Genomic DNA, 23,954 nt, shown 5'->3' with positions numbered 1-23,954 from the left:
TGCCGCTGAGACTAGTTCTCAACAGCACCTTTTTGCATTAATCATAAAATGAAAATTGACACATTAATTCATACTACTTAAAGCACTTATCTTATAATCGTTTCTTATTATTCATTAGTCGCACTACCATACCTGATATAATCAAGGCAGCCGCATATATAATTAGATTGTCTGTAAGCCCTGTGTTAGGTAGAGTATTTGCACCGGTATTTGGTAAGGTATTTGAATTGCTCCCTAAATCAGAATTTGGTTTATTCTCTGGTTCAGGATTCGGCTTACTCTCAGGTTCAAGATTCGGCTTATCCTCTGGTTCAGGGTTTGGCTTATTCTCTGGTTCAGTGGACTCTTCTGACCCTGCAACAATCACTGTATCATTCGTTGATTTCGTCGAATTAGTTCCAAATTTCGGATCAACAGTTACAGCCGTTACAATGTCTTCTCTGTTAATAATTATATATTCAGGAACATCTACTTCCCATTTCCCTTGTTCATCAATATCAGCTACAATAATCTCACCATTAGGTAATGTCACTTCTACTTGCATACCAGGAGTTCCAGAACCAGTAATGACTTTATCCTTTTCAATAACGTTATCAATAATTGGTGGTATCAAGCTGTAGACATACACTACTTCTGCAGGCTCCTCACTGTGTACTCCATTATTATTTACAGGAATTGTTTTAATTTCATATCCTGGAATTTGCTGCGGATTCGTTGTATAAGGATCTCCCTCATACCCTTCTAACACTTCTTTAGTTGATAGGATATTACCATTATCATCTACATGATGAACCGTTATAGTTGTACTGCTTTTAGGAATTTCATTCTTAATATAATAATATACTACATCTGTTTGTCCCTCAGTGTAAACACCAGATGTATTTCCTGAATCTTTGACAAGAGTATAGCCTGGAATATCTTTTGGAACTGTTACATATTCCTTCCCTGTTCTCTCTGTTAAAAGTGGGTCTATAATACTTAAACCATCCTCTACAATATTATCTTCCGTATCAATTTCAATGTACGAAACAGATAATGAACCTTCAATAATACTAAATTCAGCCTCTACCGTGTTGAAAACTGTACCATCACCGTATTCTGCAATTACATTTTCATGGATAGTATTACTGATTGTATAGTTACCAGCTGGTAAAGAATCTATTTGATCTTGAGTAGGTGGAACATTATATTGACCACTTAACAATACATTATTATTGTCGTCTCTTATCTCCCATTTACTCAGTTCGATATTCACTTCTCCGAACGTATCATTGATGTCTCTTCCCACTAAGAAATCAGATGAACCAGGATTAACCGGTTTATTGACTGAAACAACTGGATTTGACCTAATTGTTAATGTGTAAAAAAAACCATTATCCCATGCTGGAAATTTATGATGTTGAGCTTCAATAAATTGAACATACTCTCCTTCAGGAAGATCTCGCAAATCCATAATAGTTGAGTATTCAACTTCCCCTGTTATCGGATGTGTCCATCTGTGATTTCTTCCGTAATCACTACCTGAATACTCAAATTCAAAATAGTCTGCTACATAATAATCCCTACCAATTTCACCATTGATAATAAACTTTGTTAATTCACGTGTACGCGCGCTTACTGAATCGATATTACCAATAAACGGTGAGATTGCTATCAACCCAACTATCATTATTCTCATAATTCTCGATAAGATTTTACTTTTTTTCATAATTATCCCTCCACAATATTTTTAACTATATGAAATGAAAAGGTATCTACTCATTGAAAATGTCTTAACATCCCAATATATTATGGAAATTGCAACAATATTAACATTACTCAAATTTATTAATATACCAAACAATACACATTTATATAATATAGCTTTAGAATAATAACATAAGCTTAATAATTTGTAAAGTGGAATTTAGCCTGCAGCGACTAATCATATCCTCTCACTTATTAAATAAATTTTGACTCCTCACCATATCTTTATTCAAAAACAAAAAATTATATAAATAGGTTAGAGAAAGTTGGGAATTCCCAATATCTTTATCAAATTTAGAACACTAATTCTTTAATTTACGTCCATATTATTTATGATCTGAATATATTATCTTCAATTTATAGTTTATCTTATTATTTCTTGTGCATACTTTTTCTTCTTTTTATCACTACATCTTTAAAATCATTTCAAATTTTAAGATACTTTATCAATCAAAAGTGACAAAGTATTACTTTGTTGATTGAGTGGATAAAAACTAATTAACATACATTAAAAAGATCCGCAGACTTATCACATATTACATAACATATATGAAACACTACTAACAGACCCAATCCACAAAGTACTAAGTAAATTACTGTCTTGTTTTATGATTGTTTCATTAATTTATGATTTAAGTCATTTATCTTTCAATAAAAGAATTTTTCATACTAATCTTTAAAAAGTTACTTAAACATAACTTGTTTAAGTAACCACAAACAGAAATAAAAAAAGCCACCGAAGTGACTTATTAATTAAAATTTGGTGGAGCTTATCGGGATCGAACCGATGACCTCCTGCGTGCAAGGCAGGCGCTCTCCCAGCTGAGCTAAAACCCCAAATTGTAAATGCAGAATAATACTAATGGTGGGCCTGAATGGATTCGAACCAGCGACCTCACCCTTATCAGGGGTGCGCTCTAACCAACTGAGCTACAGGCCCATCTTAACTGCCTTAATAATATAACATTTGCAGTACTAACTGTCAATGATATTTCACCTTTTTAAGCTAAAAAACTTACTATTTTTTTTACTGCAATTTTTAGACAATAGAAAAGTTGAACACAGATCAAATATATCCATATTCAACTTCAATATATTATTAAATCATTATCGAAACAACACCAATGCATCCAGTAATAATCATCACAACAATTGGATCAATCTTCGTTCGATTAAGAACAATTAGAGCTCCAAAGAATAGGACAATGTTAAAGATATTAGTATCTGGAGTAAAGAAAGCATTTGACACAAGGGATACCCCTGCAATAAGGATTAATGATACTACAGCAGGTCTCAGACTGTTTAGTACGTTTTGAATCATCTTTAGACTGCTGAATTTAAAGTAAACATACGCTAAAGTACCAACGATAATCATTGATGGTAGAATATTACCAATCGTTGCAACAATCGCTCCTGGTAACCCCGCAATCTGTAATCCTACGAATGTTGCTGAGTTAAGTGCAATAGGTCCTGGAGTCATCTGTGAGATTGTAATTAGGTCAGCAAACTGTTCCGGTGTAATCCAGGAATTTTGTGTAACGACCTGATTGAATATAGGAGTCATTGATGCATAACCACCACCAAAGCTCACTAAACCCACTTGAAAGAAAGCCCATAGTAATTGTAAATAAATCATTTCCTTCTCTCCTTCAGCGTTATAAAGACCCCATACGCAATAACTGTAAGGATAATAAGAATAATATTAATATTCAAGAAATAGCCTGCGATAAATACAAGAACCATAATAATCAATGAATCATTTCTTTTATCTTGCATGACATTTTTATACATTTTTATTACGACATCAATAACAACAGCCGCTACACCTGCAGCCATAGCACCTAAGGCAGCATTAATATAAATATTTTGTTTGAAAGCAACATAAAAATACGAAATAATAGACAATAAAATAAGAGGTGGAAGCACAGTACCTAATGTGGTAATTAAAGCGCCTCTAACTCCATCAATTTTGTATCCTATTAGAATTGTTGCATTAACCGCTAAAGATCCTGGTGATGACTGTGCAATCGCCACCAAATCCATCATCTCGTTTTCCTCAATCCAATTCAAATCTTCTACGAATTTCTTACGTAGTAATGGAACAATGACATATCCCCCACCGAATGTAAAAGTACTCAAATAGAACGAAGAAGAAAATAAAGTCCATAATTTCTTCATAATACACTCCTATCTCTCACTACATTATACGCCACATCCTAGGATTTATCACATTAGAATTGTTTATACTATCTATAAGCAATAATTAAGAGAACACCATTTATCAATAGCATTCTCTTATCTAACTCTTAATTATCTATGTGAATAGGTTTTGAATCAGCATGTCGGTAATCAATATACCAGTGATCAGCATATTCAGCAACATACTTAAACTCACCTTCAATATAGGAGTATTTCCTACCCAAGCTATCCTCAATTCTCACTTTAACTTTAAAGTATGCATTCTTTTTCATTAAGCTTCTAACATCATCAATAACTAGTTGCTTATTATAGAAAGAAATATGACCGTTGTTTTCGGATAAGAAATCAATGCTAGTCAAGATATTATCATCCTCATCAATGATTTGAACAAATATTTTATTAATTTGATACTCGTCATCAATATTTATTGTTTTTGTAATATTATCCGAACCGACTGATCTAGCTTCTCCTTTAAAATTTATCGGAGGATTAATATCTACTCTTAGGATAAGAGAATCTTTTGGCATTTCGACATAGTTTACATTTACACTAAAGAGTCGGTTATAAATAACATTATCCTCAGTGAACATCGGAATAGTCTCAATAGTTTCGTTACCCTTTATTATGATCCCCGCATTAACTTTATCGACAATTGGGATAACTTGACGCAGTTCATAGACTTGCTCAGAATTCTTTTCAACATCAAAAGTGCTATCGTTAACATAAAACACTATTTTCGAGTCTTTCGTTTCAATTTTTGGTGCGACTCTAAGTAACATTGTCATTTCTTTCTTTAATAAATCTATATCTTCTATTGTCAATGAACTTTCATTGAATTTAGACTCATCAAATTGTGGTTGTTTCTGATACCCTTGAATACTATCAATTCTTCTGCTCAAATTGGCAATCTCGAAGTTAAGATTACTAATATTATTCTTCATATCATTCAGCGACCAAACAAGACCAACTATTACTAAACATAAAACAAGAATCAATGCTCGATTTGGCTTTGCTTGTTTGCCTTTCTGTTGATCGTGGTTATCATGAGAAGAAGTTATTGTGACATCTTCATTTCCAATCAATTCATTAATGCTTACAGAAAATATCTTACTAAGCTCAATAAGATTATTAGTATCTGGAAGGCTAATATCTGATTCCCATTTATATACTGCTTGTCTAGAAACATTTAGTTTTTCTCCCAATGCTTCCTGTGATAAACCTAATTTCTTTCGATTCTGCGATATTCTTTGTCCTAATGTCATAATTGGTTCACCTCTATATTAAACTTACCCAAGTTTATCAATTTTAACAACAATCTTTGGCTATCTTTCTGTAAACTTTGAGTTTACACTACAATTATATGCTACTTTTTATAACTTTTCATAACTTTTTTGAAATCACTATGGCTTGGCTCTCCTTAACGTAAAATTATTATGTAATGTGGTAAATATCATTAACTGCTTGAATGAAATAGGACAATAAATATTCCTCAAATATGGAAACACTCGAACTGTCTTAATTCAGACGAAACAAAAACCAATCAAAAGTGAAGTGAATATATATGTAAAATGACAATCACATTGATTAGAGTGTTAAATGCTTTCAAGTATTCAACAAATCACTTTATTGAATTTTCATCCATAGTTATAGTCATCTCTAAAAAAGAGCACTCAGATATTCTCTGAGAGCCCATTGAAAAAAGAAAATCTTGATACTAACATTTCGTTAATACCTAAGTATGATAAACAGAGACTTTTAAGAAAGGTTTGCTACTTTGTATTACCTTATAGAGTATAAGTTTATTACTACTTAATTGTAAGTTAGCTACGCATTTAATAAATTCATAATAAGGTTTATGAGCAATTCTTTTTCGTTTGGATTGGATTCTGCAAGCATAATCGTTAATGCAACAAGTGTTTTATTATTTATCACTTGCACTCCATCTGCAATTAGCGAATCATTTCTATCTAAGAAGTATACAAATAATGCTGCCGCAATTCGCTTATTGCCATCAATAAACCCATGGTTCTTTACAAGAAAATATAGAAGGTGTGCTGCTTTTTCTTCTAAAGTCGTATACACTTCATTACCAGCAAACGTTTGATAGATTGCGCCAATGCTTGATTTAAATGCTCCTTCTCGTTCAATTCCAAAAACATCGGAATCGTGACCTCTTCTCATTTCATCAATAAGTATCATACATTCATCATAAGTTAAACGATACGTTGACTCGCTCCCTTTAGGCTTATTTATTCTCTGATGATCGTAGTCATCAAGAAGTTGAAGGGCTAGGGTATAGTTTTCTAACACAGCCAAAATCTCTGACGATTCTAATTGATTTGTTGTTCTTTCGAGTAGTTTAATCAATTTCAGTTGTGTATTATAGTCAATCTTATTTTTATTAATCGCGTATCCTTTGATCGCATAATCTTTTAAGACAGATGTTGCCCACTTTCTAAATTGGATTCCACGTTTTGATTTAACACGATAACCAACTGATATTATTACATCAAGGTTATAATACATTGGTGGTCGTGATGCTTTTCTTTTACTTCTGTCGAAAATTTCGACAGAAGTATCTTTATTTAATTCTCCTTCTTAAAAAATATTTGATATATGATAAGAAACAGAGGATCTCGCAGTTTCAAAAAGATCAGAAATTTGATCCTGTGTTAGCCATACAGTATCAGAATCAGGTGTTATATTAACTTCTAAAGATAGATTATCATCATTAAAAATAACCACTTCGCTTGTAAAATTTTGTTCCATAGCTTATCTCCTATTTCCAATTTTAGTTAGTATATCATAAAATTCGTATATTTCTATTGAATTCGTCTTAAGAACAAAAAAACTCCCACAAAAGTGAGAGTTTCCAAATATGATAACCAAATTTGATTAACGTTTTGAGAATTGTGGTGCACGACGTGCAGCTTTCAATCCTGGTTTCTTACGTTCTTTAGCACGTGAGTCACGTGTTAAGAATCCTGCAGCTTTAAGTGATGCACGGTAGTCTACTGATGCTTCTAATAAAGCACGTGAGATTCCATGACGAATCGCTCCAGCTTGTCCTGTTAATCCACCACCATTAACGTTTACATTAACGTCGAATTGATCAACTGTTCCTGTAATTTCAAATGGTGAACGAACTGTCATTTGTAATAATTCTGAAGGCAAGTGCACTTCAATTGGTTTGTGGTTAATTGTAATAACACCTGTTCCTGGAGTCAAATAGACACGAGCAACGGATGTCTTACGACGACCTGTACCTAAGTAAGTTACTTTATTTTTTGTTGTCATACTCTTCTCCTATCCCTTTATTACCATTTCCACTGGTTTTTGTGCAGCATGTGGATGATTCTCACCTTTGTATACAAACAAGTGTGTACGTTGTTTGTCACCAAGTTTTGTGTGAGGTAGCATACCATGAATTGCACGTTCTACCCATTCCACTGTGAAAGATTCGCGCATTGTACGTGTTGAACGTTTACGCATTCCACCTGGATGGTTTGAGTGATTGTAATAGAATTTCTTGAATTCTTGATCACCTGTTACTTCAATCTTATCAGCATTAATAACGATTACAAAATCGCCACCATCTACGTTAGGTGTGTATGTAGGTTTGTGTTTCCCACGTAATACTGTTGCAACTTCGCTAGCAAGACGACCTAATGTCATCCCAGCTCCATCAACAACATACCATTGACGTACAACGTCTGCTGGTTTCGTCATAGTTGTTTGACGCATAAAAATTTCCTCCTAGACCAATAGTAGTTTCCGGGGCTACAATTGGCATAAAGTGCCGATATAAATTATATGATACCTTGTCCATTAAGTCAAGAATTATAGCTCACATTTATGAGATATAATCCACAAGGATCAGCATTATATTTTGAGATTGTTTTACTTTTGGCTTCAAGATGGCTTTTAACCTGTTCTGGAGTCAGTTTTCCTTCTCCGACAGCGATTAAACTTCCAACCATCATTCGTACCATATAGCGTAAAAATCCACTACCATTCACAATAAATTGATACTCTGAACCTGTATCAATGAGTTCAAAACGATGTATTGTTCGAACTTGATCAACAATTTCATCATTGGCTCTACTGTTGTATGTCGTAAAGTCATGTGTTCCAATAAATACTTCAAGTGTTTTACGAATTTGTTCCACATCCAGTGGCTTACAATACTGCAACACTTGATTTCTCATAAACGGATCATACTCTTTGTAATTAATCCGATAAAGATACGTTTTACTCGTTGCACTAAATCTCGAGTGAAAACTATCATCAACAATCTCAACAGATAGAATACGGACTGCTTTATCACATTGATTGTTGAGGGCATGCATCCAGTCTTCAGGTAATATCTTTAATTCAGAATCAAAATGAAACACTTGAGCGAGTGCATGCACACCAGCATCGGTTCTACCTGATCCATAAATTGTGATTTTCCTTTTATGCATCCGACTTAATATTGCTTCAATATCTTCTTGGACGGTTTTATGTTTTGGCTGTATTTGCCAACCATGAAACGCTGATCCATCATACATTAAAGTTACTTTGTATCTCATAAGACTCTTCCGATTATAATGACTCCCACTAATACTGCACATGATAATCCAAACAAGAACCAGTCACTAAAACGAATAACAAGTTGTTTGTATCGTGTCCGTGTCTTCCCTGGAAAGTAACCACGAGCTTCCATTGCATACGCTAAATCTTCAGCACGGTGGTAACTTGAAACAAAGAGAGGAACAATCATTGATACAACACCACTAATTTTTTCTTTTAATGACCCTTCTTCTAAATCAACACCACGACTTGCTTGGGCATTCATAATACGTTGTGTATCTTCAATTAAAGTCGGAATAAAACGTAAGGCGATTGAAATCATCATTGCAATCTCATGAGCTGGAACTCCAATCTTTCGAAAGGGACTGAGTAAATCTTCAATTCCTAAGGTTAAATCTAAAGGAGCTGTTGTTGCTGTAAGTAATGTCGTTACCATAATCATCAGAACTAAACGACTTACAATGAATAGTGTTTGTGTTAAGGCACCGCTATAGATTTTAAATCCAAAGACATTCAGTACTACATACCCTTCACGAATCGCAAAGAGGTTTAAGATAAATAAGAAAATTAACATAAACATCATTGGCTTCATGGATTTTAGAATAAATTTAAAGGTTAGTTTTGCAGCTAATATCGAAATAATTAATACCGCAAACATAAATAGATTGCCATACAACCCTTTAATCATAAAGACACTGACCATTAAGAATATCGTAGCCATAATCTTCATACGAGGATCCATCTTATGAATCGGTGAGTTAAGTGGGATATAACGTCCTAATGCTATATTATTCATGACGTCCCTCCTTTATAACCGATGCAATGGCATCAAGGTCATATAAGGAATCTGTTTCAATCCCTTTAGCTTTCAACATATCTTTTAATAGAATAATCTTTGGTGCTACAAATCCAAGTTCTTTAAGAAGCTCAGAGTGATTAAAGAAGTCTTCGGATGTACCATCATATTTCACATTACCTTGTTCTAACACAAGAACATTCTCAGCATAATGAAGCACATGATCCATATCATGAGTAACCATGATAATTGTTTTTCCGTGTTCTTTATTAAGTTTCACAAAGAGTTCCATCATATCTTTACTACCTTGAGGGTCTAAACCTGCAGTAGGCTCATCTAAGACCAATACATCAGGATTGGTTGCTAGAACACCTGCTATCGCAACACGGCGTTTTTGACCGCCAGATAAGTTTAATGGAGAACGTTCCCAAATAGATTCATCAATACCTACTAATCGTAAGGATTGTTCTACATTGGATTTAACCTCTTCTTCACTAAAGCCAAAGTTCTTAGGTCCAAAGCTTACATCTTTATAAATAGTCTCTTCAAACAACTGCATTTCAGGAAACTGGAATACAAGCCCTACACGAGCTCTAAGTTGTTTTAGGTGTTTACTCTTCTTATTAGGTTCAATGACCGTATCTAGGACCAGTACACGCCCTTCTGTAGGTTGTAAGAGCCCATTCAGGTGTTGTACTAAAGTAGATTTACCACTTCCTGTTGCACCGATAATTGCAGTCATAGAATTCGGTTCAATAGCTGCAGTGATTGATTTTAATGCATGATGAGCAAAAGGTGAATTGGGTGCATACTCATAGGCAACATTTTCAAATTTTATTGACACAATTCATCAACCATCCTTTCAAGTTCAAACTTCGAACTAACATGGATTCCTTGTTTTCTTAAAGCTTCATAGAATTTTACAGAGAAAGGAATATCCAGTTGTAAATCAACAAGGATGTCTGATTTCTCAAGTACTTCTTGAGGCGTTCCTTCCATTACAACTTTTCCATCGCTCATTACAAAAACATAATCACTCATTGTTACTTCTTCAATATCATGGGTAATTGAGATAATTGTCATATCATTTTTATGATGAAGTTCATGTACTAAGTTATTAACCTCATCACGACCTTTAGGGTCAAGCATACTTGTAGCCTCATCAAGCACTAGTATTTCTGGATGAAGTGCTAATGCTCCCGCAATCGCTACACGTTGTTTTTGACCACCAGAAAGCTTTGTAGGCTCATGTTCGAGATAATCAAGCATTCCTACACGTCCTGCATATTTTTCAATAATTGCATTCATATCTTCAGGATTAACCATCGCATTTTCAAGACCAAAAGCGATATCATCCCTTACTGTTGAACCAATAAATTGGTTATCAGGATTTTGGAATACAATCGCAATTTTTTCTCTTATTTCATAAACGTTTTCTGGTGTTAATCGTTCACCATCAACGATTATCTCTCCTTGTTGAGCTTCCATTAGACCGATAATCAATTTCGCAACAGTAGATTTACCACTTCCGTTGTGACCAATTATCGTAACGTATTTACCACGCTTCACTTCAATATTAACGTCTTCGACAGCAAATACTTTATTGTCATAGGAAAAGCTTAAGTTTTTTATACTCAGTTGATTCAATGTCATCACCTCGTTGTGTTCTTTGTATTTAATTCTGCAATTGCGACAATGACTTCGACTGATTTTTCCATTGTCTCAACAACCGCAAACTCATGTTTACCATGGAAGTTCTCTCCCCCTGTAAACAAGTTGGGTGTTGGTAATCCCATATACGATAATCGTGATCCATCAGTACCACCACGTACTGGTGAAATATGAGCTTCAACATTCACAGATTTCATAGCATCTTCTGCAAGAGTTACAATACTCATATCTTTCTCGATCACTGAACGCATATTATAATATGTATCGTCTGTTTTTACACTCACAACGCCTTGTCCGTATTTTTCGTTAAGGTAGTTTCCAATTGAGGAAACCAGCTCTTTACGAGATTCGAATTTTTCTTTACTGTGATCGCGAATAATCATTGTGAAGGATGCATCTTCAATGTTTCCATGGAAGTCATCTACCATAAAGAAACCTTCATAGCCACTTGTATGTTCAGGACGTTCTGCTTGTGGAAGCATTTGAACAAACTCACTAGCAACAGTCACAGCATTAATCATAGTATCCTTAGCACTTCCTGGGTGAACACTAACTCCTTTAACAGTGACAAGGGATTCTGCTGCATTAAAGGTCTCATATTCCATTTCTCCAAGAGCTCCACCATCAATCGTGTAAGCAAAGTCAGCACCAAATCCTTCAACATCAAAGGATCCTGCACCTGTCCCTATTTCTTCATCAATAGTGAAAGCAATACGCACTTTCCCATGTTCGATTTCTGGATGATTCAATAAGTACTCCATTGCTGTCATAATCTCTGCAATACCAGCTTTATTGTCAGCTCCTAATAAAGTAGTGCCATCAGTAACGATTAGAGTCTGTCCTTGATACTTTTCAAGATTTGGGAACATCTCTACAGTCGATAAAATATTCAATGTTTCATTAAGAACAATGTCTTTACCATCATAGTTCTCAATAATACGAGGATTTACATTTTCTGAATTAAAATCAGCTGTATCCATATGAGCAATAAATCCAATAGTACGACAGTCTTTATCTGTGTTACTTGGAAGTGTTGCAGTTACGATCCCATAAGAATCCATGGAGACATCACTTAATCCAATTTCTTTACATTCTTCTACAAGAATGTTCGCTAAATCGAATTGGATTTGTGTCGATGGGATTGTTGTTGAGGAAGCATCCGATCGCGTATTAATCTTTGTATAACGTACTAAACGTTCAATAAGTTTTTGTTTCATAATTATCCTTCTTTTATCTGTAATCATTCTACCATATTTATGATTGAAAAAGAAAACACATCGTGTTAAAGACACAAAAAGAAAACTTGCTTTTCAGCAAGTTATGATTCGTGGTGATCACTATCTTCTGCTACTTCGCTTGCGAATTCAGCAACAGTTTCTTCAGCAGTACGACTAATTTCATCAAGAGCATCGATAGTCTTTGCGATATGCTTCTTATTATTAGCATTGAAGTAATAGCTTGCTGCTCCAATAGCGGCACCAATAATTGCAACAGGTATCAATTTTTTCATACGTTCACCATCCTTATTTCCATTTTATCATAAATTAAGTGAAAACAGTGAAAAATCTACGTCTTATTTAGTATTTTGGAGCAGGAGTTTGCTTAATATTTTCGCAAAACCATTCTGTGAGTTTTTTGGAGCAATATAATTTGCATGTTTCTTAACATCATACTGAGCATTGCCCATCGCTATGGATGTCCCACTGACCTTTAGCATTGACACATCATTCATGTCATCACCGATTGTGATCGTATTCTCAACATCAATCTCAAGGCGATCAAGAAGCCACTTCAAAGCCGTACCTTTATCAGCATTAGCAGCAGTGATTTCATAGTAGTTTTTTGAAGACATTGGGATATTGATACAATCAATCTTCGAGAGTGACTGGGTCATACGATTCAGTTTTCCTTGTGAGAAGGAAAAAATTTGAATCTTCTCTACATCGAAATGTTCTTCTTCAATAAACTTGTAGAGGTCTCGTACAACAGGATTTCTCTTAAAGTCGTCGAGAAATAGAATTCTTCGAGCTAAGTATTGCGTCCAATGGTTGTCATAACTAGTTCTATTAACATGAAGTGATACAAAGGTTTTAAAATGTTTCTCAAGATTTAAGACTTCAATTGCTTTATCATCTGGAATTAATTCTGTATAGATATCCTCGTTTGTCTTCAGATTGGTGATACGCGAACCATTCGATGTAATAGCATACTCACAAACACCAAGATCTAAAATACGACGGGGAATCCCATCAAGACATCGTCCGGTGGTAGGCACTAAGATGTATCCTTCTTCATGAAGTTTAAGAAGTGTTTCTTGAGTTTTTTTTGTGACATAACGAAAAGGATTAATACTTGTTCCATCAATATCAAATGCTAACAGCTTCTTCATCAAATCACCCCCACGATGATAGAGAAATAACTTGTCTAGGACAAGTTATTCAAAGGTAACAACAGCTGCATACTCTGCAGGTTTGTTGTTATTAACAATATTATAATGTTTATTTAAATTTTGTACAAGTGTGTTTCGAACAAGTTCATTCTTCAATAACACACTACCGCCAAAGGCGATATTTGTCGCTCCATTAAGTTCAAAACTATTTGCAAGTTCAGCAAGTTCAAGACCTGCTTCACGGTAGACATTTTGGACATGTTCTGCATCACATTGTGCACAAAGTCCACTTAACTCTGCTACCCAGTTACGGTAGCGACTATTATTTTCATTAACAACTGCAATAATATCATAGGCCGTCTTTAGATTAAAACGTTCCATTATCGTTGTATATAACGATGTTTTAGGAAGACGTCCATCTGCTTCTTTAGTAAATAAAGCTAGAAGTTTGCGTCCTATCCAGAATGCACTTCCCTCATCACCAACAAGGTAGCCAAAGCCACCACGTCGATCTTCAGCACATCCTAAACGACGAAACGCTATTGAACCTGTTCCTGCAATCACAAAGACGCCATCTTCTTTTCCAAGAGCAGCAGTCATTGCGAGCATGGCATCATTCATAAGTATTGCGTGTGGAAATACAGCATAGATTTGATTTTCAATGTTCTTACGAACTTCAGCATTTGCGCCATAGCCTGCAAGACCAAAAACAACCCCCATATCATCAATACTGTAATCCCGAGTTTCAAGAACATCCCTTACTTCTTGAAGCTCAAGTAACATCTTTTCATAACTAACATTCATAAAGTGAATGCTTTGTCTTTCTAAACTCTCAATTTGGTTTCCTTCAGTATCAAAAATAGTATAACGAGTGTGCGTCCCTCCCGCATCAACTCCTAAATAATATTTCATAAAGTAAACTCAAACTTTTGCCATGGCTTGATGTGGTCTAACAAGAAGACTTCTTGTTCTACGACACGACCCACAACATTTGATTTTCCTGTGTTTTTCATATCTTTCTTAGCGATGTTTAATTCGCCTGCATAATGACCAAACTGATCACTTTCAATAACGATATCACCACGACGAATCATTTCTGGTGCATTGATAACTGGGAATGCTTCCCCTTTATATTTCACACGTGACATTGTCGAACGTAGTAAGTAGTCATTAATATCACCACGGTTAAAGTGTGGTTCTTCTAAAACAATTTTCTTAAAGAGCTCTGGTAATCCTTCAACAAGTTCAACTTCTAAGTTTACTTTAGTTAGATTAATTTTCTTAACTTCAGCAAGTTCTTCATCGCTTGGTACAAAGTTTGAAATAATAATATCATCAATAACATTACGAGCTACATAATCTTTAATTTGTACATGAAGTGGTAAATCACGGTGTGATTCTAAAGTTACCAATCCATAATCAACTGGCCATGGTCCATATGCTTCTGGGTTCTTACTTGCCACAAATGCAGCTGAGCGTAATCCATACTTTGTAAAACGACGTGTACAGTTTAGGAAATGCTCTTCATTAAGTCCAGAATATGGATGTGGATAGAAGTTATGACATGCAATAAGATTGTATTGATTTGGTTGGAAATCCATAATCGTATCAATATAATTTGTATCGTTACTCATATTGATTTCTATCTTTAAATCATACTCATTGAATGTGAGCATTGCTTCTGTTTGTCCACCAAAACCTGCATCAAGACGAATTCCATCAGCACCAATTTCATGGAAAAACGATAAGTCGTCGTATCCAATCTCTAATTCACCAAACACCTTAGGACTTACGTCAACAATGATTTCAAATCCATGTTCATGTGCAAAGGTATTAATTTCTGTGAATTCTTGTTTAATAATTTCTTTTGGCTTATCAACAGACAATAAGCAAGAAAAGATCCTTGAGAATCCTGCATCATGTGCTTTCACAATATATGCTTTCATTTCTTCAACTGATGATTTGTCTGGATAAATTGATATACCTAATTTTCTCATACGATCTCCTTTTTAATGTTATTAAATAAATAAACTTTGATAAATCCAAAAATAAGCGATGATTCCCGCTAAGATTGAAATAAATCCTGCAGTAATCCAAAACTTGCGTGTTGCTCCTCGTTTGGAATCAATGAAGAACAAAGTAAAGGCAGTAGCTAATCCACTCGTTAACGCAATTACAACAACTCTCAGAGTGTACAACTTCAATCCTAAAGAATCTAAAATTACTGGGAACACTAAAGTGGCAAGTAACATTGCAGTCAACAAGAATAAAGAGCCCTTGAACGTAAAGCGTGGAAGACCACTTCGTTTTTCTGCTTGCATTTTCATCATAATAAGTTTCCTTTCCCTTATAAAACAAAATGAAGGTCTTGTCTATGACAAGACCTTACTTTAATAATAAGCTTAATTTTCTTGTTCTTCAATATATAACTTATTGTCATAGATTTTGAAGAATGGGAAGTAGATTAAGAATGAAACAATAATCAATACAATGTTTAAGATTACTGCTCCAATGTCTCCACCTGTTGCGATATATGCACCAATTGGTCCAGGAAGTGTCCAAGGAGCAACGGTATACACGCGAGCAACGAATCCTAAGCTAGTTGCAAACCATGCAATGATTGCAAGTACAACTGGTGTAAGGATAAATGGAATCATAAGAATTGGGTTTAACACGATTGGAGCACCAAAGATAACTGGCTCGTTAATGTTAAATACTGCAGGTACGAATGCTGTTTTACCTAGTGATTTTGCATATGCTGATTTAGCAAAGAATGCCATAGCGATTGCAAGACCGATTGTAGCACCTGAACCACCGATCCAAATAAACCATTGGAAGAAAGGTTCTGGTGAGATGTGTGGTAATGCTTTACCTGCATCTAATGCTGCTTGGTTAGCGTCTAGTAATTGTAACCAGATTGGACGAGCAACACTACCTACAATTGAAACACCATGGATACCAAATGACCAGAATACAGTAACAAGTAATACTTGGATAATTACTGATGGTAATGAGTCTGTTGCACTTAGTAATGGTTTTACAAGAGTAGCGATGAAGCCGTGCCAGTCAAATCCTAACCAGTATGTGATTCCACCGATTAAAGTAACAACGATAGCTGTTGGTACTAATACTTCAAATGAACGTGATACTGATGCAGGAACTTGTGGTGGCATTGAAATCTTGAAACCTGAACGGTCTGTAAAACGGAAGATTTCAATTGCGATAATTGCTGTAACGATACCAACAAACATTCCCCCACCACCAAGGTTAGCAATTGGCAATACAAAGCCTGCTACCGGTAATGTTAAGTTTGCTGCTGCTTCAGCTGTTAATACACCATCTTTAACTAATGCTGCAACTGCTGGAACGTTCACAGGTGTGAATGTTAATAAGAAGGCTGCTGTTGCTAAGATCCCACCTGATAATCCATCAAGGTCATAAGATTCAGCTAAGCTATAACCAATACCGAATGTAGCATATAATGTCATAATTGCCATTGTCATACGGAATGGTAATACAATCTTAGGTGCGTTTTCTACTAAGAATTTGTATACGCCCCAATCTTTTGGTAATGGTGGGTTACCTAAGATTAAGAAGAATGAGCCGACAATGATAAGTGGTAATGTTGCAACAATACCATCACGAACTGCACGTAAGTGACGTTGGTTCGCTAGCTTATTCATTGGACCAGCTAATTTTTCGTCCATAATTCGAACTAATGTGTCCATAAATAAATTTCCCCTCCTAGACGAAAGTCGTCTGTATATATAATGTAAGCTATTTCACATCCATTGTCAATTTAATTTCACATTTTATAACATATTGTTGAAATATTATTTCTCTAAGTTCGTTACGCAATTCACAATGAAATAAAAGAGAAAAGAACTCCGTTGGAGTTCTCAGCATTATTCTTCAAATGTAACCAGCTTATGCCCAAGTTTTTCTAAGTGACGTTTAAGTTTATTACTTTTTAATACTTCTGTCTCACGAATTCTTGGCATACTATAACTGCTGGTTTGAAAGAGTGTGTTATCCACATATGCAGGATGCGTCATGATTTCTACTATATCGTCAAATTTATTTAAGGATTCAATAAAGTATGACTCTGTAACCTTATCATCATAGAAATCGAGTTCTACTGGTACATCCACACCCCTTACAGATACGCCAATACTTTCAGCAATCTTCGTTACAACTTCCTTTACGACTGGAAACATATGTACGTGATGATGTGAGTCAATATGATCTGGAAAGAAACCAAAGAGTTCTACAAATTTCTCCAGTTGACATTGAAACTCTTCATAGATGATTGAAGCATCAAGTGTAGAGTTTATAGCATCCAGTTCCTGATACTTTAAGAAGTTTCCTTCTTTATCAACATAAGGAAAATTTCTTGATACAGGTTTTCTGAATGTTAGTGTGAAGTGAATCCCAATACCTAATCCTGTGTTCTCGTGTGCTAACTTTACTGCATGACCTATTGCATAACCATTCACTAGAGCAGTGGTTGACGTTAAGATACCGTACTTATATGTGTCGATAATGCCATAATTGACACCTTCGCTTAAACCGAAATCATCGGCGTTCACTATAATTTTCATACGTTCTCCTACTAATTAAACTGTGGAAGGTATTCTTTATGTGCTTCCAACATTTCATCAACTACTAATTCTGCTACTCGTGCACTTGAACATAGTGGATTAATGCTTAATGCATAAATTGCAAGTTCACGATTACCTGTCATTGCAGCTTCACACACCATTTGTTCAAATGACTTAATAGTTTGAATTGTTCCATTAATACGTGGGTCAAGTTCACCAACAGTAATTGGTTTTGGACCATCATTGGTAATAACACAAGCAATTTCAACAGCACTGTTATCTGAGATATTACGGATTGCTCCATTATTTCTTACATTAACGTATTGAATGTCTTGTTTATTATTGTGGATTGAATCGATAAGATCACACGCAGCATCTGAATAATAAGCACCACCACGTTTTTCTAATTGTTTAGGTTTAACTTTCAACTCCACATCTTTATAGAGTTCAAAGAGTTCATCTTCTAACTTTTTAACTACCTCACCACGAACACGTCCTTCTTTGTACTCTTCGAGTTCAGAATCAAGTTGTTCTTGAGTGAAGTAATAATAGTTATGGTATGGACATGGTAGATATCCTAAACCTTTGATAAAGTGTGGAGAATATGTTTCAGCACTAAAGTTATTCATTTGAAGAGCTTCTTCACTTTTTTCCATCTGATGTTCAATCACTCGTTCAAGGACTGATTCACCTTTTACAAAAGCGTCAGTTACGAAGATATGGTGGTTAACACCACTAATCTCTAAACTTACATCATTGATTGGAACGTCTAATGCATGGGCAATACTGTTCTTTAACCCATAAGGGACATTACATAAGCCAATAACACGTTTAAAGTCTGTATAACGTAAGACAGCCTCTGTAACCATTCCTGCTGGGTTGGTAAAGTTAATCAACCATGCTTTAGGACAAAGCTCTTGAATATCTTTAACGATATCAAGGATAACTGGAATTGTACGAAATGCTTTAAACATTCCTCCAGCTCCATTTGTCTCTTGACCAATGATTCCATGTTTAATTGGAATACGTTCGTCTTTAATACGAGCATCCAATTGACCTACTCGCATTTGAGTTGTAACGTAGTCAGCATCTACTAAAGCTTCACGACGATCGGTAGTTAGTACTACTTTAATTGGTAGTTTAGCTTCTTCAACCATACGCTTGGCAAGAGCACCTACTATTTCTAACTTCTCGCGTCCTTCTTCAATATCAACTAACCATAATTCAGATAGGGGGAAGGATTCATAACGCTTAATGAATCCTTCAACTAATTCAGGTGTATAACTACTTCCCCCACCAATTGTAACTACTTTAATACTTTTCATACTATCCCTCACTAATATCTATTCGAATGCTTCTGGTGCCTTATTCGCTAAGATTACAAATGGTATGTAAAGAAGCACCGATAAGAGTAATGTAACGATTGATAAGATTGTTGCTGGTATGTTTCCACCTGTTGCTAAGAATGCGTTAATAACTGGTGGCATTACCCATGGAGGACCTAAATAGATACGACCTGCAAATGGAATAATTTCTGTAAAGAACCATGCAAAGGTAATCATCAATGGTGGAATTAAGATAAATGGAATTGCCATGATTGGATTTAATACAATTGGTAATCCATAAATAATTGGTTCATTGATTTGGAACACTCCTGGAGCTAGTGCCATCTTCGCAAGACTTCTGTGTTGAACAAGTTTCGATACAAGAAGTATTGCAATGATCAGTGCCAGTGTTGACCCTGAACCACCATGCATTCCATACATATCTGCAAAGTTACGTGTAATTGAGTTTGGTGCTTGTAATCCATGAACTAAGATAGCTTCTGAGTTTTGTGATGTTGCTGAAGCATACATAGTATCAAGCACAGGACCAATAATTAAGCTACCGTGTAATCCAAAGAACCAAAGAATTTGTGCAAAGAAAATCAAGAAGATATAGGTAAATGGTGATTGACCTAAGTTTGATAGTGGTTCTTGCAACATAATGTTAATCCAGTCTTTGAATGGCATACCGATAACATTCAAGAAGAAAACGGATGTGATTCCCATAAGAATCATGACAACACCTGATGGAATAATTGCACTAAATGCTCGTGATACAGCACTTGGTACTTGTTCAGGCATTTTAATTACCCAACCTTTACGTGTAATAAACATAAAGAGTTCAGTTGATACCATCGCAATGATTAATCCAGCGAAGATTGCTGTTGAGTTAAATGATGTCCATGATACCATTCCCCACATATCGTTTGCTGACTGTGGTAAGAAGATAAAGTATGATACAACTGCTAAGATACCAGCTGCAAGTGCATCGCCTTCATATTGCTCTGCAAGCTTGTAAGCTACTGATAAAACAGTAAAGATAATACCTAAAGCTAAAGTTCCCCACCAGATTTGGTTTGAGACAGGGAGAACCATATCTGTAAAGAATGGTTGAATTGTGTTTTGGTAGAAACCAAATTTATTCATCGCTTCCCCAACAATGGATGTTTCTACTAATACTACTTCCTTGATCATGACGTTGATTGCACCAAACATACTGATTGGCATAGTTGCAATAAAACCATCACGTAATGCTAAGAGATGTCTTTGGTTACTCAGTTTTGATGCAAATGGTAACATATGCTTCTCGAGTGCGCCAGTGACTTTACTCATTAAATTGCCCATTAAAACTCCTCCTATATAGGGGTGGTACCCCTTACACATCCATAATAACAAACATCTTTTAAAGCACAATAAAAGCAAGTCGCAACTGTACTAATACAGTTTATCTGTGCTATACTATCCTAGCGAGGTAAAACATGGTTAAATATCTTAAAATATCCAACTTTATCCAAAAGAAAATCTACCAACACCACTATCCTGCTGGTAGTAAACTTCCATCAATTGCAAGTCTTTCCAAGCAGTTTAACTGTAGTAAAGGAACAATCATTAAAGCTTATGATGTCTTAGTATCTAAGCATATTATCTACTCTAAACCCCAAAGTGGTTACTATGTCGGAGATGACTTTTTGCGGCATGAAATTACCACACGAACCTATGATTTAAGTACCGGTAACTTACAAGTTGATGCCTTCCCAATCATTGATATTAAGCATTCAATGAACATTGCAATTGAGATGTATGGTCAGTATTCACTCAGTCTTGAATTAAGAGGAACCCCTACTTTATCTCTTGAACTTATCAAATATTTAGAGACACAAGGACTCTATACACGACGAAAAAATGTCTTCCTGTCCCAAGGTGTAACACAAGTATTATCAATTTTACTCAGCATTCCTTTTCCCAACGACAAGTCTATTGTACTTATTGAGGAACCCAGTTTTAGTTTTACTGTGGATCAACTGAAAGCTTTTCATACTCCAGTAATGACAATAAAACGTGATAAAGATGGTATCGATATGGATGAATTAGAACATATTTTCAAAACATATCCCATTAAGTTCTTCTATACTATTCCACGAAATCATAATCCTTTAGGAACCTATTTAAGTCATGAACAACGGAAAAGAATTGTTGAATTAGCTCATAAGTATGATGTCTATATTGTTGAAAACGACTATTTAAGTGAATCTTTCGTTATACCTAAATATACCACTCTCTATTATCTTTCTGAGTTTAAAAACTGTATCTATTTAAAAAGCTATACAAAGCTCTTCCCTTATATTCGTATAGGATTCGCATTAATACCCGATGAGCTCACAGAGGCCTATTACAAGGGCATGGAGAGTGCCTACTACACTTCATACTATATGCCTGATCTCGTCTCACAGGCGACCTTAGAATCGTCTTTACGGACAAATATCATCTCCAGCATTGCCGACAGCTTTGGAGAAGACTTAAAGCAGAAAGCTTCCGTCTATCATCGTGTTACATCCCATTGGAATCGCGAGCTCGTCGATGCCCAAGAGATTCAATCCGGAATTTATGGAACAATAATTCTGAATAAAAGTATAGACATGAGTCAGTATATAAAGAAACTCAATGATAATGGCGTCTACGTGAAGTCTAATGAGTCAAGTTACTACAACACGGATAACTATAATAATTCTTTTAGAATCAGCTTATCACGTGTAACACCCAATGAACTTAAGCTCGCTTTGGAGATTATCAATCGCGTTGCACGAGAGTTCCTAAACACAGTAAAGCCATCACAAACGTGATGGCTTCTTTATAAAAAAAGTGACCGAAGTCACTTAGATTAATGATTAAACAAATTCAATGATTGCCATTGGAGCTGCATCTCCACGACGCATTTCAGTTTTGATAACACGTGTGTAACCACCATTGCGGTCTGCATATTTTGGTCCAATTTCGTCAAATAATTTTTGTAAAGCTGTTTGTCCTGTTTTCTCATCAGCAACAACATTGAAGACAATACGTGCTGCTTGACGACGTGCGTGTAAATCACCACGTTTTGCAAGTGTAACGAGTTTATCTGCAACAGAACGTAATTCTTTAGCTTTCATTTCTGTAGTTTCGATTTGTCCGTGAACAATCAAGCTTGTTGAAAGGTTACGTAGTAACGCTTTACGGTGAGCTGCATCACGACCTAATTTACGGTTTCTCATGGTTTATCCTCCTATTCAAATGACTTGAAGCCTAATCCAAGATCAAAGAGCTTGTCTTTAACTTCTTTAAGTGATTTCTTACCTAAATTACGAATACGCATCATTTCATCTTCTGATTTTAAGGTTAGTTCTTCAACTGTTTGAATGCCTGCGCGTTTCAAGCAGTTATATGAACGTACTGAAAGATCTAAGTCTTCAATCATCATTGTCGACATTGGATTTTCAACACCTGATACATCAGGACGAATTACTGATTCGCTTTCGTATACTGAGTCTTTAATTGCTACAATTTGCTCTAAATGATCCATTAAGATTTTTGATCCTAATGATAGAGAAACTTGAGGTTGGATTGCTCCATTTGTCCAAATTTCCATAATTAAGCGATCATATTTTGAGTCTTGACCAACACGAGTTGGCTCAACGAGGTATTTCACTCGTTCAATTGGAGTATAAATAGAGTCTGTAAAAATCGTGCCAATACCTTGTGATGCATTTTGATAGATCAGTTTATTTTCATCTGAACTAACATATCCACGACCATTACGAGCTTTAAGTTCCATTTCTAAAACAGCACCCTCTGCAAGTGTAGCTATAATGTGATCTTTGTTTAAAATTTCAACATTAGCTGGACACTCAATATCTGCAGCAGTTACTACTTTAGGACCTTTTTGTAAGATTCGTAAGGTGTAGATTTCATCATCAGCAATATTGATAACAAGATCTTTAACATTTAGGACGATACCAGTTACATCTTCACCAACTCCAGCGATTGATGTAAACTCGTGGTAAACACCTTCGATTTTAATGGAGTATACTGCCGCACCTGGTAGTGATGACAGTAATACTCGTCTTAAGGCATTACCAATAGTATTCCCAAATCCTCTTTCAAGGGGTTCAATTACAAACTTTCCGTAATTTGCTGTTTCATCAAACTCTTTAACTTCAAATTTAGCACGTTCAAACTTGTTCATCTATGAATACCTCCTGGTTTGTTTAGATTTAAGATATTATCCACGTGGACGTTTTGGTGGACGGCATCCATTATGAGGAACTGGAGTTACGTCGTTAATTACGCTAATATCTAGTCCTGCAACTTGTAATGCACGCACTGCTGATTCTCGTCCAGGACCAGGTCCTTTTACGCTTACTTCTACTGATTTCATTCCGTGATCAACAGCTGCTTTAGCTGCTGCTTCAGAAGCCATTTGAGCTGCATAAGGTGTTGACTTACGTGAACCCTTAAAGCCTAATGCTCCAGCACTTGACCAAGCGAGAACGTTTCCTTGCTCGTCTGAGATTGTCACAATCGTATTATTGAATGTTGAGTGAATGTGCGCAATTCCACGAGCTATATTTTTCTTAACACGACGTTTACGTGCTACTTTTTGCTTTGCCATTACGTTTTCC

The 23,954-nt window shown here is 35.5% G+C and carries 26 protein-coding genes and 2 tRNA genes; 1 reads left to right on the top strand and 27 read right to left on the bottom strand.

Translation table 11 applies throughout. The features are described 5' to 3' along the window. Window positions 1-91 precede the first annotated feature (91 nt). The 24 genes from G7059_RS04855 to G7059_RS04745 all read right to left on the bottom strand — a co-directional run bounded on the left by G7059_RS04855 (window position 92) and on the right by G7059_RS04745 (window position 20,643). On the bottom strand, window positions 92-1,708 hold the full coding sequence (locus tag G7059_RS04855) for a MucBP domain-containing protein (RefSeq protein ID WP_166080964.1): 1,617 nt from the start codon (window positions 1,706-1,708) through the stop codon (window positions 92-94). A gap of 799 nt (window positions 1,709-2,507) precedes the next feature. Continuing rightward, a tRNA-Ala gene (locus G7059_RS04850) sits at window positions 2,508-2,583 on the bottom strand. A 26-nt stretch (window positions 2,584-2,609) separates the two neighbouring features. Continuing rightward, window positions 2,610-2,686 (bottom strand) — tRNA-Ile (locus G7059_RS04845). Between the two features lie 159 nt (window positions 2,687-2,845). Then, window positions 2,846-3,382 carry a chromate transporter gene (locus tag G7059_RS04840; protein ID WP_166080963.1) on the bottom strand — a complete coding sequence of 179 codons (537 nt, stop codon included), beginning with the start codon at window positions 3,380-3,382 and terminating at the stop codon, window positions 2,846-2,848. Continuing rightward, window positions 3,379-3,924 carry a chromate transporter gene (locus tag G7059_RS04835; RefSeq protein ID WP_166080962.1) on the bottom strand — a complete coding sequence of 182 codons (546 nt, stop codon included), beginning with the start codon at window positions 3,922-3,924 and terminating at the stop codon, window positions 3,379-3,381. The genes G7059_RS04840 and G7059_RS04835 overlap by 4 nt, the downstream gene beginning before the upstream one ends. Window positions 3,925-4,052: 128 nt before the next feature. Next, the gene (locus tag G7059_RS04830; protein ID WP_166080961.1) at window positions 4,053-5,207 is read right to left on the bottom strand and encodes a helix-turn-helix domain-containing protein; all 1,155 of its coding nucleotides are present in this window, start codon (window positions 5,205-5,207) and stop codon (window positions 4,053-4,055) included. Window positions 5,208-5,769: 562 nt separating this feature from the next. Continuing rightward, window positions 5,770-6,510 (bottom strand): RhuM family protein, encoded by a 741-nt coding sequence (gene rhuM / locus G7059_RS04825; RefSeq protein ID WP_255489653.1) that lies wholly within the window; start codon window positions 6,508-6,510, stop codon window positions 5,770-5,772. 33 nt (window positions 6,511-6,543) lie between these two features. Then, window positions 6,544-6,714: a hypothetical protein gene (locus tag G7059_RS10405; protein ID WP_205700242.1), complete on the bottom strand. Its 171-nt coding sequence runs from the start codon at window positions 6,712-6,714 to the stop codon at window positions 6,544-6,546. A 126-nt stretch (window positions 6,715-6,840) separates the two neighbouring features. After that, complete coding sequence (gene rpsI / locus G7059_RS04820) at window positions 6,841-7,242, bottom strand: 30S ribosomal protein S9 (RefSeq protein WP_166080960.1); 402 nt, start codon at window positions 7,240-7,242, stop codon at window positions 6,841-6,843. A gap of 9 nt (window positions 7,243-7,251) precedes the next feature. Further along, window positions 7,252-7,689 (bottom strand): 50S ribosomal protein L13, encoded by a 438-nt coding sequence (rplM, locus tag G7059_RS04815; RefSeq protein ID WP_166080959.1) that lies wholly within the window; start codon window positions 7,687-7,689, stop codon window positions 7,252-7,254. Window positions 7,690-7,778: 89 nt separating this feature from the next. Next, window positions 7,779-8,516 carry a tRNA pseudouridine(38-40) synthase TruA gene (truA, locus tag G7059_RS04810; protein WP_166080958.1) on the bottom strand — a complete coding sequence of 246 codons (738 nt, stop codon included), beginning with the start codon at window positions 8,514-8,516 and terminating at the stop codon, window positions 7,779-7,781. Next, entirely contained in the window at window positions 8,513-9,313 is an 801-nt protein-coding gene (locus G7059_RS04805) for an energy-coupling factor transporter transmembrane protein EcfT (RefSeq protein WP_166080956.1), read from the bottom strand. The genes truA and G7059_RS04805 overlap by 4 nt, the downstream gene beginning before the upstream one ends. After that, complete coding sequence (locus tag G7059_RS04800) at window positions 9,306-10,157, bottom strand: energy-coupling factor transporter ATPase (protein WP_166080955.1); 852 nt, start codon at window positions 10,155-10,157, stop codon at window positions 9,306-9,308. Before G7059_RS04800 ends, G7059_RS04805 begins: the two co-directional genes overlap by 8 nt. Beyond that, window positions 10,148-10,960 (bottom strand): energy-coupling factor transporter ATPase, encoded by an 813-nt coding sequence (locus tag G7059_RS04795; RefSeq protein ID WP_166080954.1) that lies wholly within the window; start codon window positions 10,958-10,960, stop codon window positions 10,148-10,150. The genes G7059_RS04800 and G7059_RS04795 overlap by 10 nt, the downstream gene beginning before the upstream one ends. A 5-nt stretch (window positions 10,961-10,965) precedes the next feature. Further along, a complete protein-coding gene (gene pepT, locus G7059_RS04790) occupies window positions 10,966-12,201 on the bottom strand; it encodes a peptidase T (protein WP_166080953.1) in 1,236 nt (411 codons plus the stop codon). Between the two features lie 101 nt (window positions 12,202-12,302). Beyond that, window positions 12,303-12,494, bottom strand: coding sequence for a hypothetical protein (locus G7059_RS04785; protein ID WP_166080952.1), 192 nt, complete (start codon window positions 12,492-12,494; stop codon window positions 12,303-12,305). A 63-nt stretch (window positions 12,495-12,557) separates the two neighbouring features. After that, window positions 12,558-13,373 carry a Cof-type HAD-IIB family hydrolase gene (locus G7059_RS04780; RefSeq protein WP_166080951.1) on the bottom strand — a complete coding sequence of 272 codons (816 nt, stop codon included), beginning with the start codon at window positions 13,371-13,373 and terminating at the stop codon, window positions 12,558-12,560. A 45-nt stretch (window positions 13,374-13,418) separates the two neighbouring features. After that, window positions 13,419-14,285: an N-acetylglucosamine kinase gene (locus G7059_RS04775; protein ID WP_166080950.1), complete on the bottom strand. Its 867-nt coding sequence runs from the start codon at window positions 14,283-14,285 to the stop codon at window positions 13,419-13,421. Then, on the bottom strand, window positions 14,282-15,370 hold the full coding sequence (locus G7059_RS04770; RefSeq protein ID WP_166080949.1) for a DUF871 domain-containing protein: 1,089 nt from the start codon (window positions 15,368-15,370) through the stop codon (window positions 14,282-14,284). Before G7059_RS04770 ends, G7059_RS04775 begins: the two co-directional genes overlap by 4 nt. 21 nt (window positions 15,371-15,391) lie before the next feature. Then, window positions 15,392-15,703: a hypothetical protein gene (locus G7059_RS04765; protein ID WP_166080948.1), complete on the bottom strand. Its 312-nt coding sequence runs from the start codon at window positions 15,701-15,703 to the stop codon at window positions 15,392-15,394. A 72-nt stretch (window positions 15,704-15,775) separates the two neighbouring features. Beyond that, complete coding sequence (locus tag G7059_RS04760; RefSeq protein WP_166080947.1) at window positions 15,776-17,101, bottom strand: PTS sugar transporter subunit IIC; 1,326 nt, start codon at window positions 17,099-17,101, stop codon at window positions 15,776-15,778. 177 nt (window positions 17,102-17,278) lie between these two features. Then, window positions 17,279-17,974 carry a chitin disaccharide deacetylase gene (chbG, locus tag G7059_RS04755; protein ID WP_166080946.1) on the bottom strand — a complete coding sequence of 232 codons (696 nt, stop codon included), beginning with the start codon at window positions 17,972-17,974 and terminating at the stop codon, window positions 17,279-17,281. A gap of 11 nt (window positions 17,975-17,985) precedes the next feature. Next, the gene (locus G7059_RS04750; protein WP_166080945.1) at window positions 17,986-19,299 is read right to left on the bottom strand and encodes a 6-phospho-beta-glucosidase; all 1,314 of its coding nucleotides are present in this window, start codon (window positions 19,297-19,299) and stop codon (window positions 17,986-17,988) included. A gap of 18 nt (window positions 19,300-19,317) precedes the next feature. Next, the gene (locus G7059_RS04745; RefSeq protein ID WP_166080944.1) at window positions 19,318-20,643 is read right to left on the bottom strand and encodes a PTS sugar transporter subunit IIC; all 1,326 of its coding nucleotides are present in this window, start codon (window positions 20,641-20,643) and stop codon (window positions 19,318-19,320) included. A 134-nt stretch (window positions 20,644-20,777) separates the two neighbouring features. On the opposite strand from G7059_RS04745, the gene G7059_RS04740 reads away from it, so the two are divergent. After that, window positions 20,778-22,139, top strand: coding sequence for a PLP-dependent aminotransferase family protein (locus G7059_RS04740; protein WP_166080943.1), 1,362 nt, complete (start codon window positions 20,778-20,780; stop codon window positions 22,137-22,139). 45 nt (window positions 22,140-22,184) lie between these two features. Here the strand turns inward: G7059_RS04740 and rplQ are convergent, their stop codons facing one another. The 3 genes from rplQ to rpsK are packed head-to-tail and all read right to left on the bottom strand — an operon-like array spanning window position 22,185 to window position 23,944. Next, entirely contained in the window at window positions 22,185-22,547 is a 363-nt protein-coding gene (gene rplQ, locus G7059_RS04735) for a 50S ribosomal protein L17 (RefSeq protein ID WP_166080942.1), read from the bottom strand. Between the two features lie 11 nt (window positions 22,548-22,558). Then, window positions 22,559-23,518 (bottom strand): DNA-directed RNA polymerase subunit alpha, encoded by a 960-nt coding sequence (locus G7059_RS04730; protein WP_166080941.1) that lies wholly within the window; start codon window positions 23,516-23,518, stop codon window positions 22,559-22,561. A gap of 36 nt (window positions 23,519-23,554) precedes the next feature. Then, window positions 23,555-23,944, bottom strand: a complete 390-nt coding sequence (rpsK, locus tag G7059_RS04725) for a 30S ribosomal protein S11 (RefSeq protein ID WP_166080940.1) — start codon at window positions 23,942-23,944, stop codon at window positions 23,555-23,557. Window positions 23,945-23,954 lie beyond the last annotated feature (10 nt).

This window comes from Erysipelothrix sp. HDW6A, assembly GCF_011400295.1.
GTDB lineage: Bacteria > Bacillota_I > Bacilli_A > Erysipelotrichales > Erysipelotrichaceae > Erysipelothrix.
The sequence above is the reverse complement of the archived record's forward strand: the minus strand, read 5'-3'. Positions and strand labels throughout refer to the sequence as shown.

Coding starts and splice junctions, on each gene's coding strand:
- G7059_RS04855 (WP_166080964.1), bottom strand. CDS start 1,708: ATGAAAAAAAGTAAAATCTTATCGAGAATTATGAGAATAATGATAGTT.
- G7059_RS04840 (WP_166080963.1), bottom strand. CDS start 3,382: ATGATTTATTTACAATTACTATGGGCTTTCTTTCAAGTGGGTTTAGTG.
- G7059_RS04835 (WP_166080962.1), bottom strand. CDS start 3,924: ATGAAGAAATTATGGACTTTATTTTCTTCTTCGTTCTATTTGAGTACT.
- G7059_RS04830 (WP_166080961.1), bottom strand. CDS start 5,207: ATGACATTAGGACAAAGAATATCGCAGAATCGAAAGAAATTAGGTTTA.
- G7059_RS10405 (WP_205700242.1), bottom strand. CDS start 6,714: ATGGAACAAAATTTTACAAGCGAAGTGGTTATTTTTAATGATGATAAT.
- rpsI (WP_166080960.1), bottom strand. CDS start 7,242: ATGACAACAAAAAATAAAGTAACTTACTTAGGTACAGGTCGTCGTAAG.
- rplM (WP_166080959.1), bottom strand. CDS start 7,689: ATGCGTCAAACAACTATGACGAAACCAGCAGACGTTGTACGTCAATGG.
- truA (WP_166080958.1), bottom strand. CDS start 8,516: ATGAGATACAAAGTAACTTTAATGTATGATGGATCAGCGTTTCATGGT.
- G7059_RS04805 (WP_166080956.1), bottom strand. CDS start 9,313: ATGAATAATATAGCATTAGGACGTTATATCCCACTTAACTCACCGATT.
- pepT (WP_166080953.1), bottom strand. CDS start 12,201: ATGAAACAAAAACTTATTGAACGTTTAGTACGTTATACAAAGATTAAT.
- G7059_RS04785 (WP_166080952.1), bottom strand. CDS start 12,494: ATGAAAAAATTGATACCTGTTGCAATTATTGGTGCCGCTATTGGAGCA.
- G7059_RS04780 (WP_166080951.1), bottom strand. CDS start 13,373: ATGAAGAAGCTGTTAGCATTTGATATTGATGGAACAAGTATTAATCCT.
- G7059_RS04775 (WP_166080950.1), bottom strand. CDS start 14,285: ATGAAATATTATTTAGGAGTTGATGCGGGAGGGACGCACACTCGTTAT.
- G7059_RS04770 (WP_166080949.1), bottom strand. CDS start 15,370: ATGAGAAAATTAGGTATATCAATTTATCCAGACAAATCATCAGTTGAA.
- G7059_RS04765 (WP_166080948.1), bottom strand. CDS start 15,703: ATGATGAAAATGCAAGCAGAAAAACGAAGTGGTCTTCCACGCTTTACG.
- G7059_RS04760 (WP_166080947.1), bottom strand. CDS start 17,101: ATGGACACATTAGTTCGAATTATGGACGAAAAATTAGCTGGTCCAATG.
- chbG (WP_166080946.1), bottom strand. CDS start 17,974: ATGAAAATTATAGTGAACGCCGATGATTTCGGTTTAAGCGAAGGTGTC.
- G7059_RS04750 (WP_166080945.1), bottom strand. CDS start 19,299: ATGAAAAGTATTAAAGTAGTTACAATTGGTGGGGGAAGTAGTTATACA.
- G7059_RS04745 (WP_166080944.1), bottom strand. CDS start 20,643: ATGGGCAATTTAATGAGTAAAGTCACTGGCGCACTCGAGAAGCATATG.
- G7059_RS04740 (WP_166080943.1), top strand. CDS start 20,778: ATGGTTAAATATCTTAAAATATCCAACTTTATCCAAAAGAAAATCTAC.
- rplQ (WP_166080942.1), bottom strand. CDS start 22,547: ATGAGAAACCGTAAATTAGGTCGTGATGCAGCTCACCGTAAAGCGTTA.
- G7059_RS04730 (WP_166080941.1), bottom strand. CDS start 23,518: ATGAACAAGTTTGAACGTGCTAAATTTGAAGTTAAAGAGTTTGATGAA.
- rpsK (WP_166080940.1), bottom strand. CDS start 23,944: ATGGCAAAGCAAAAAGTAGCACGTAAACGTCGTGTTAAGAAAAATATA.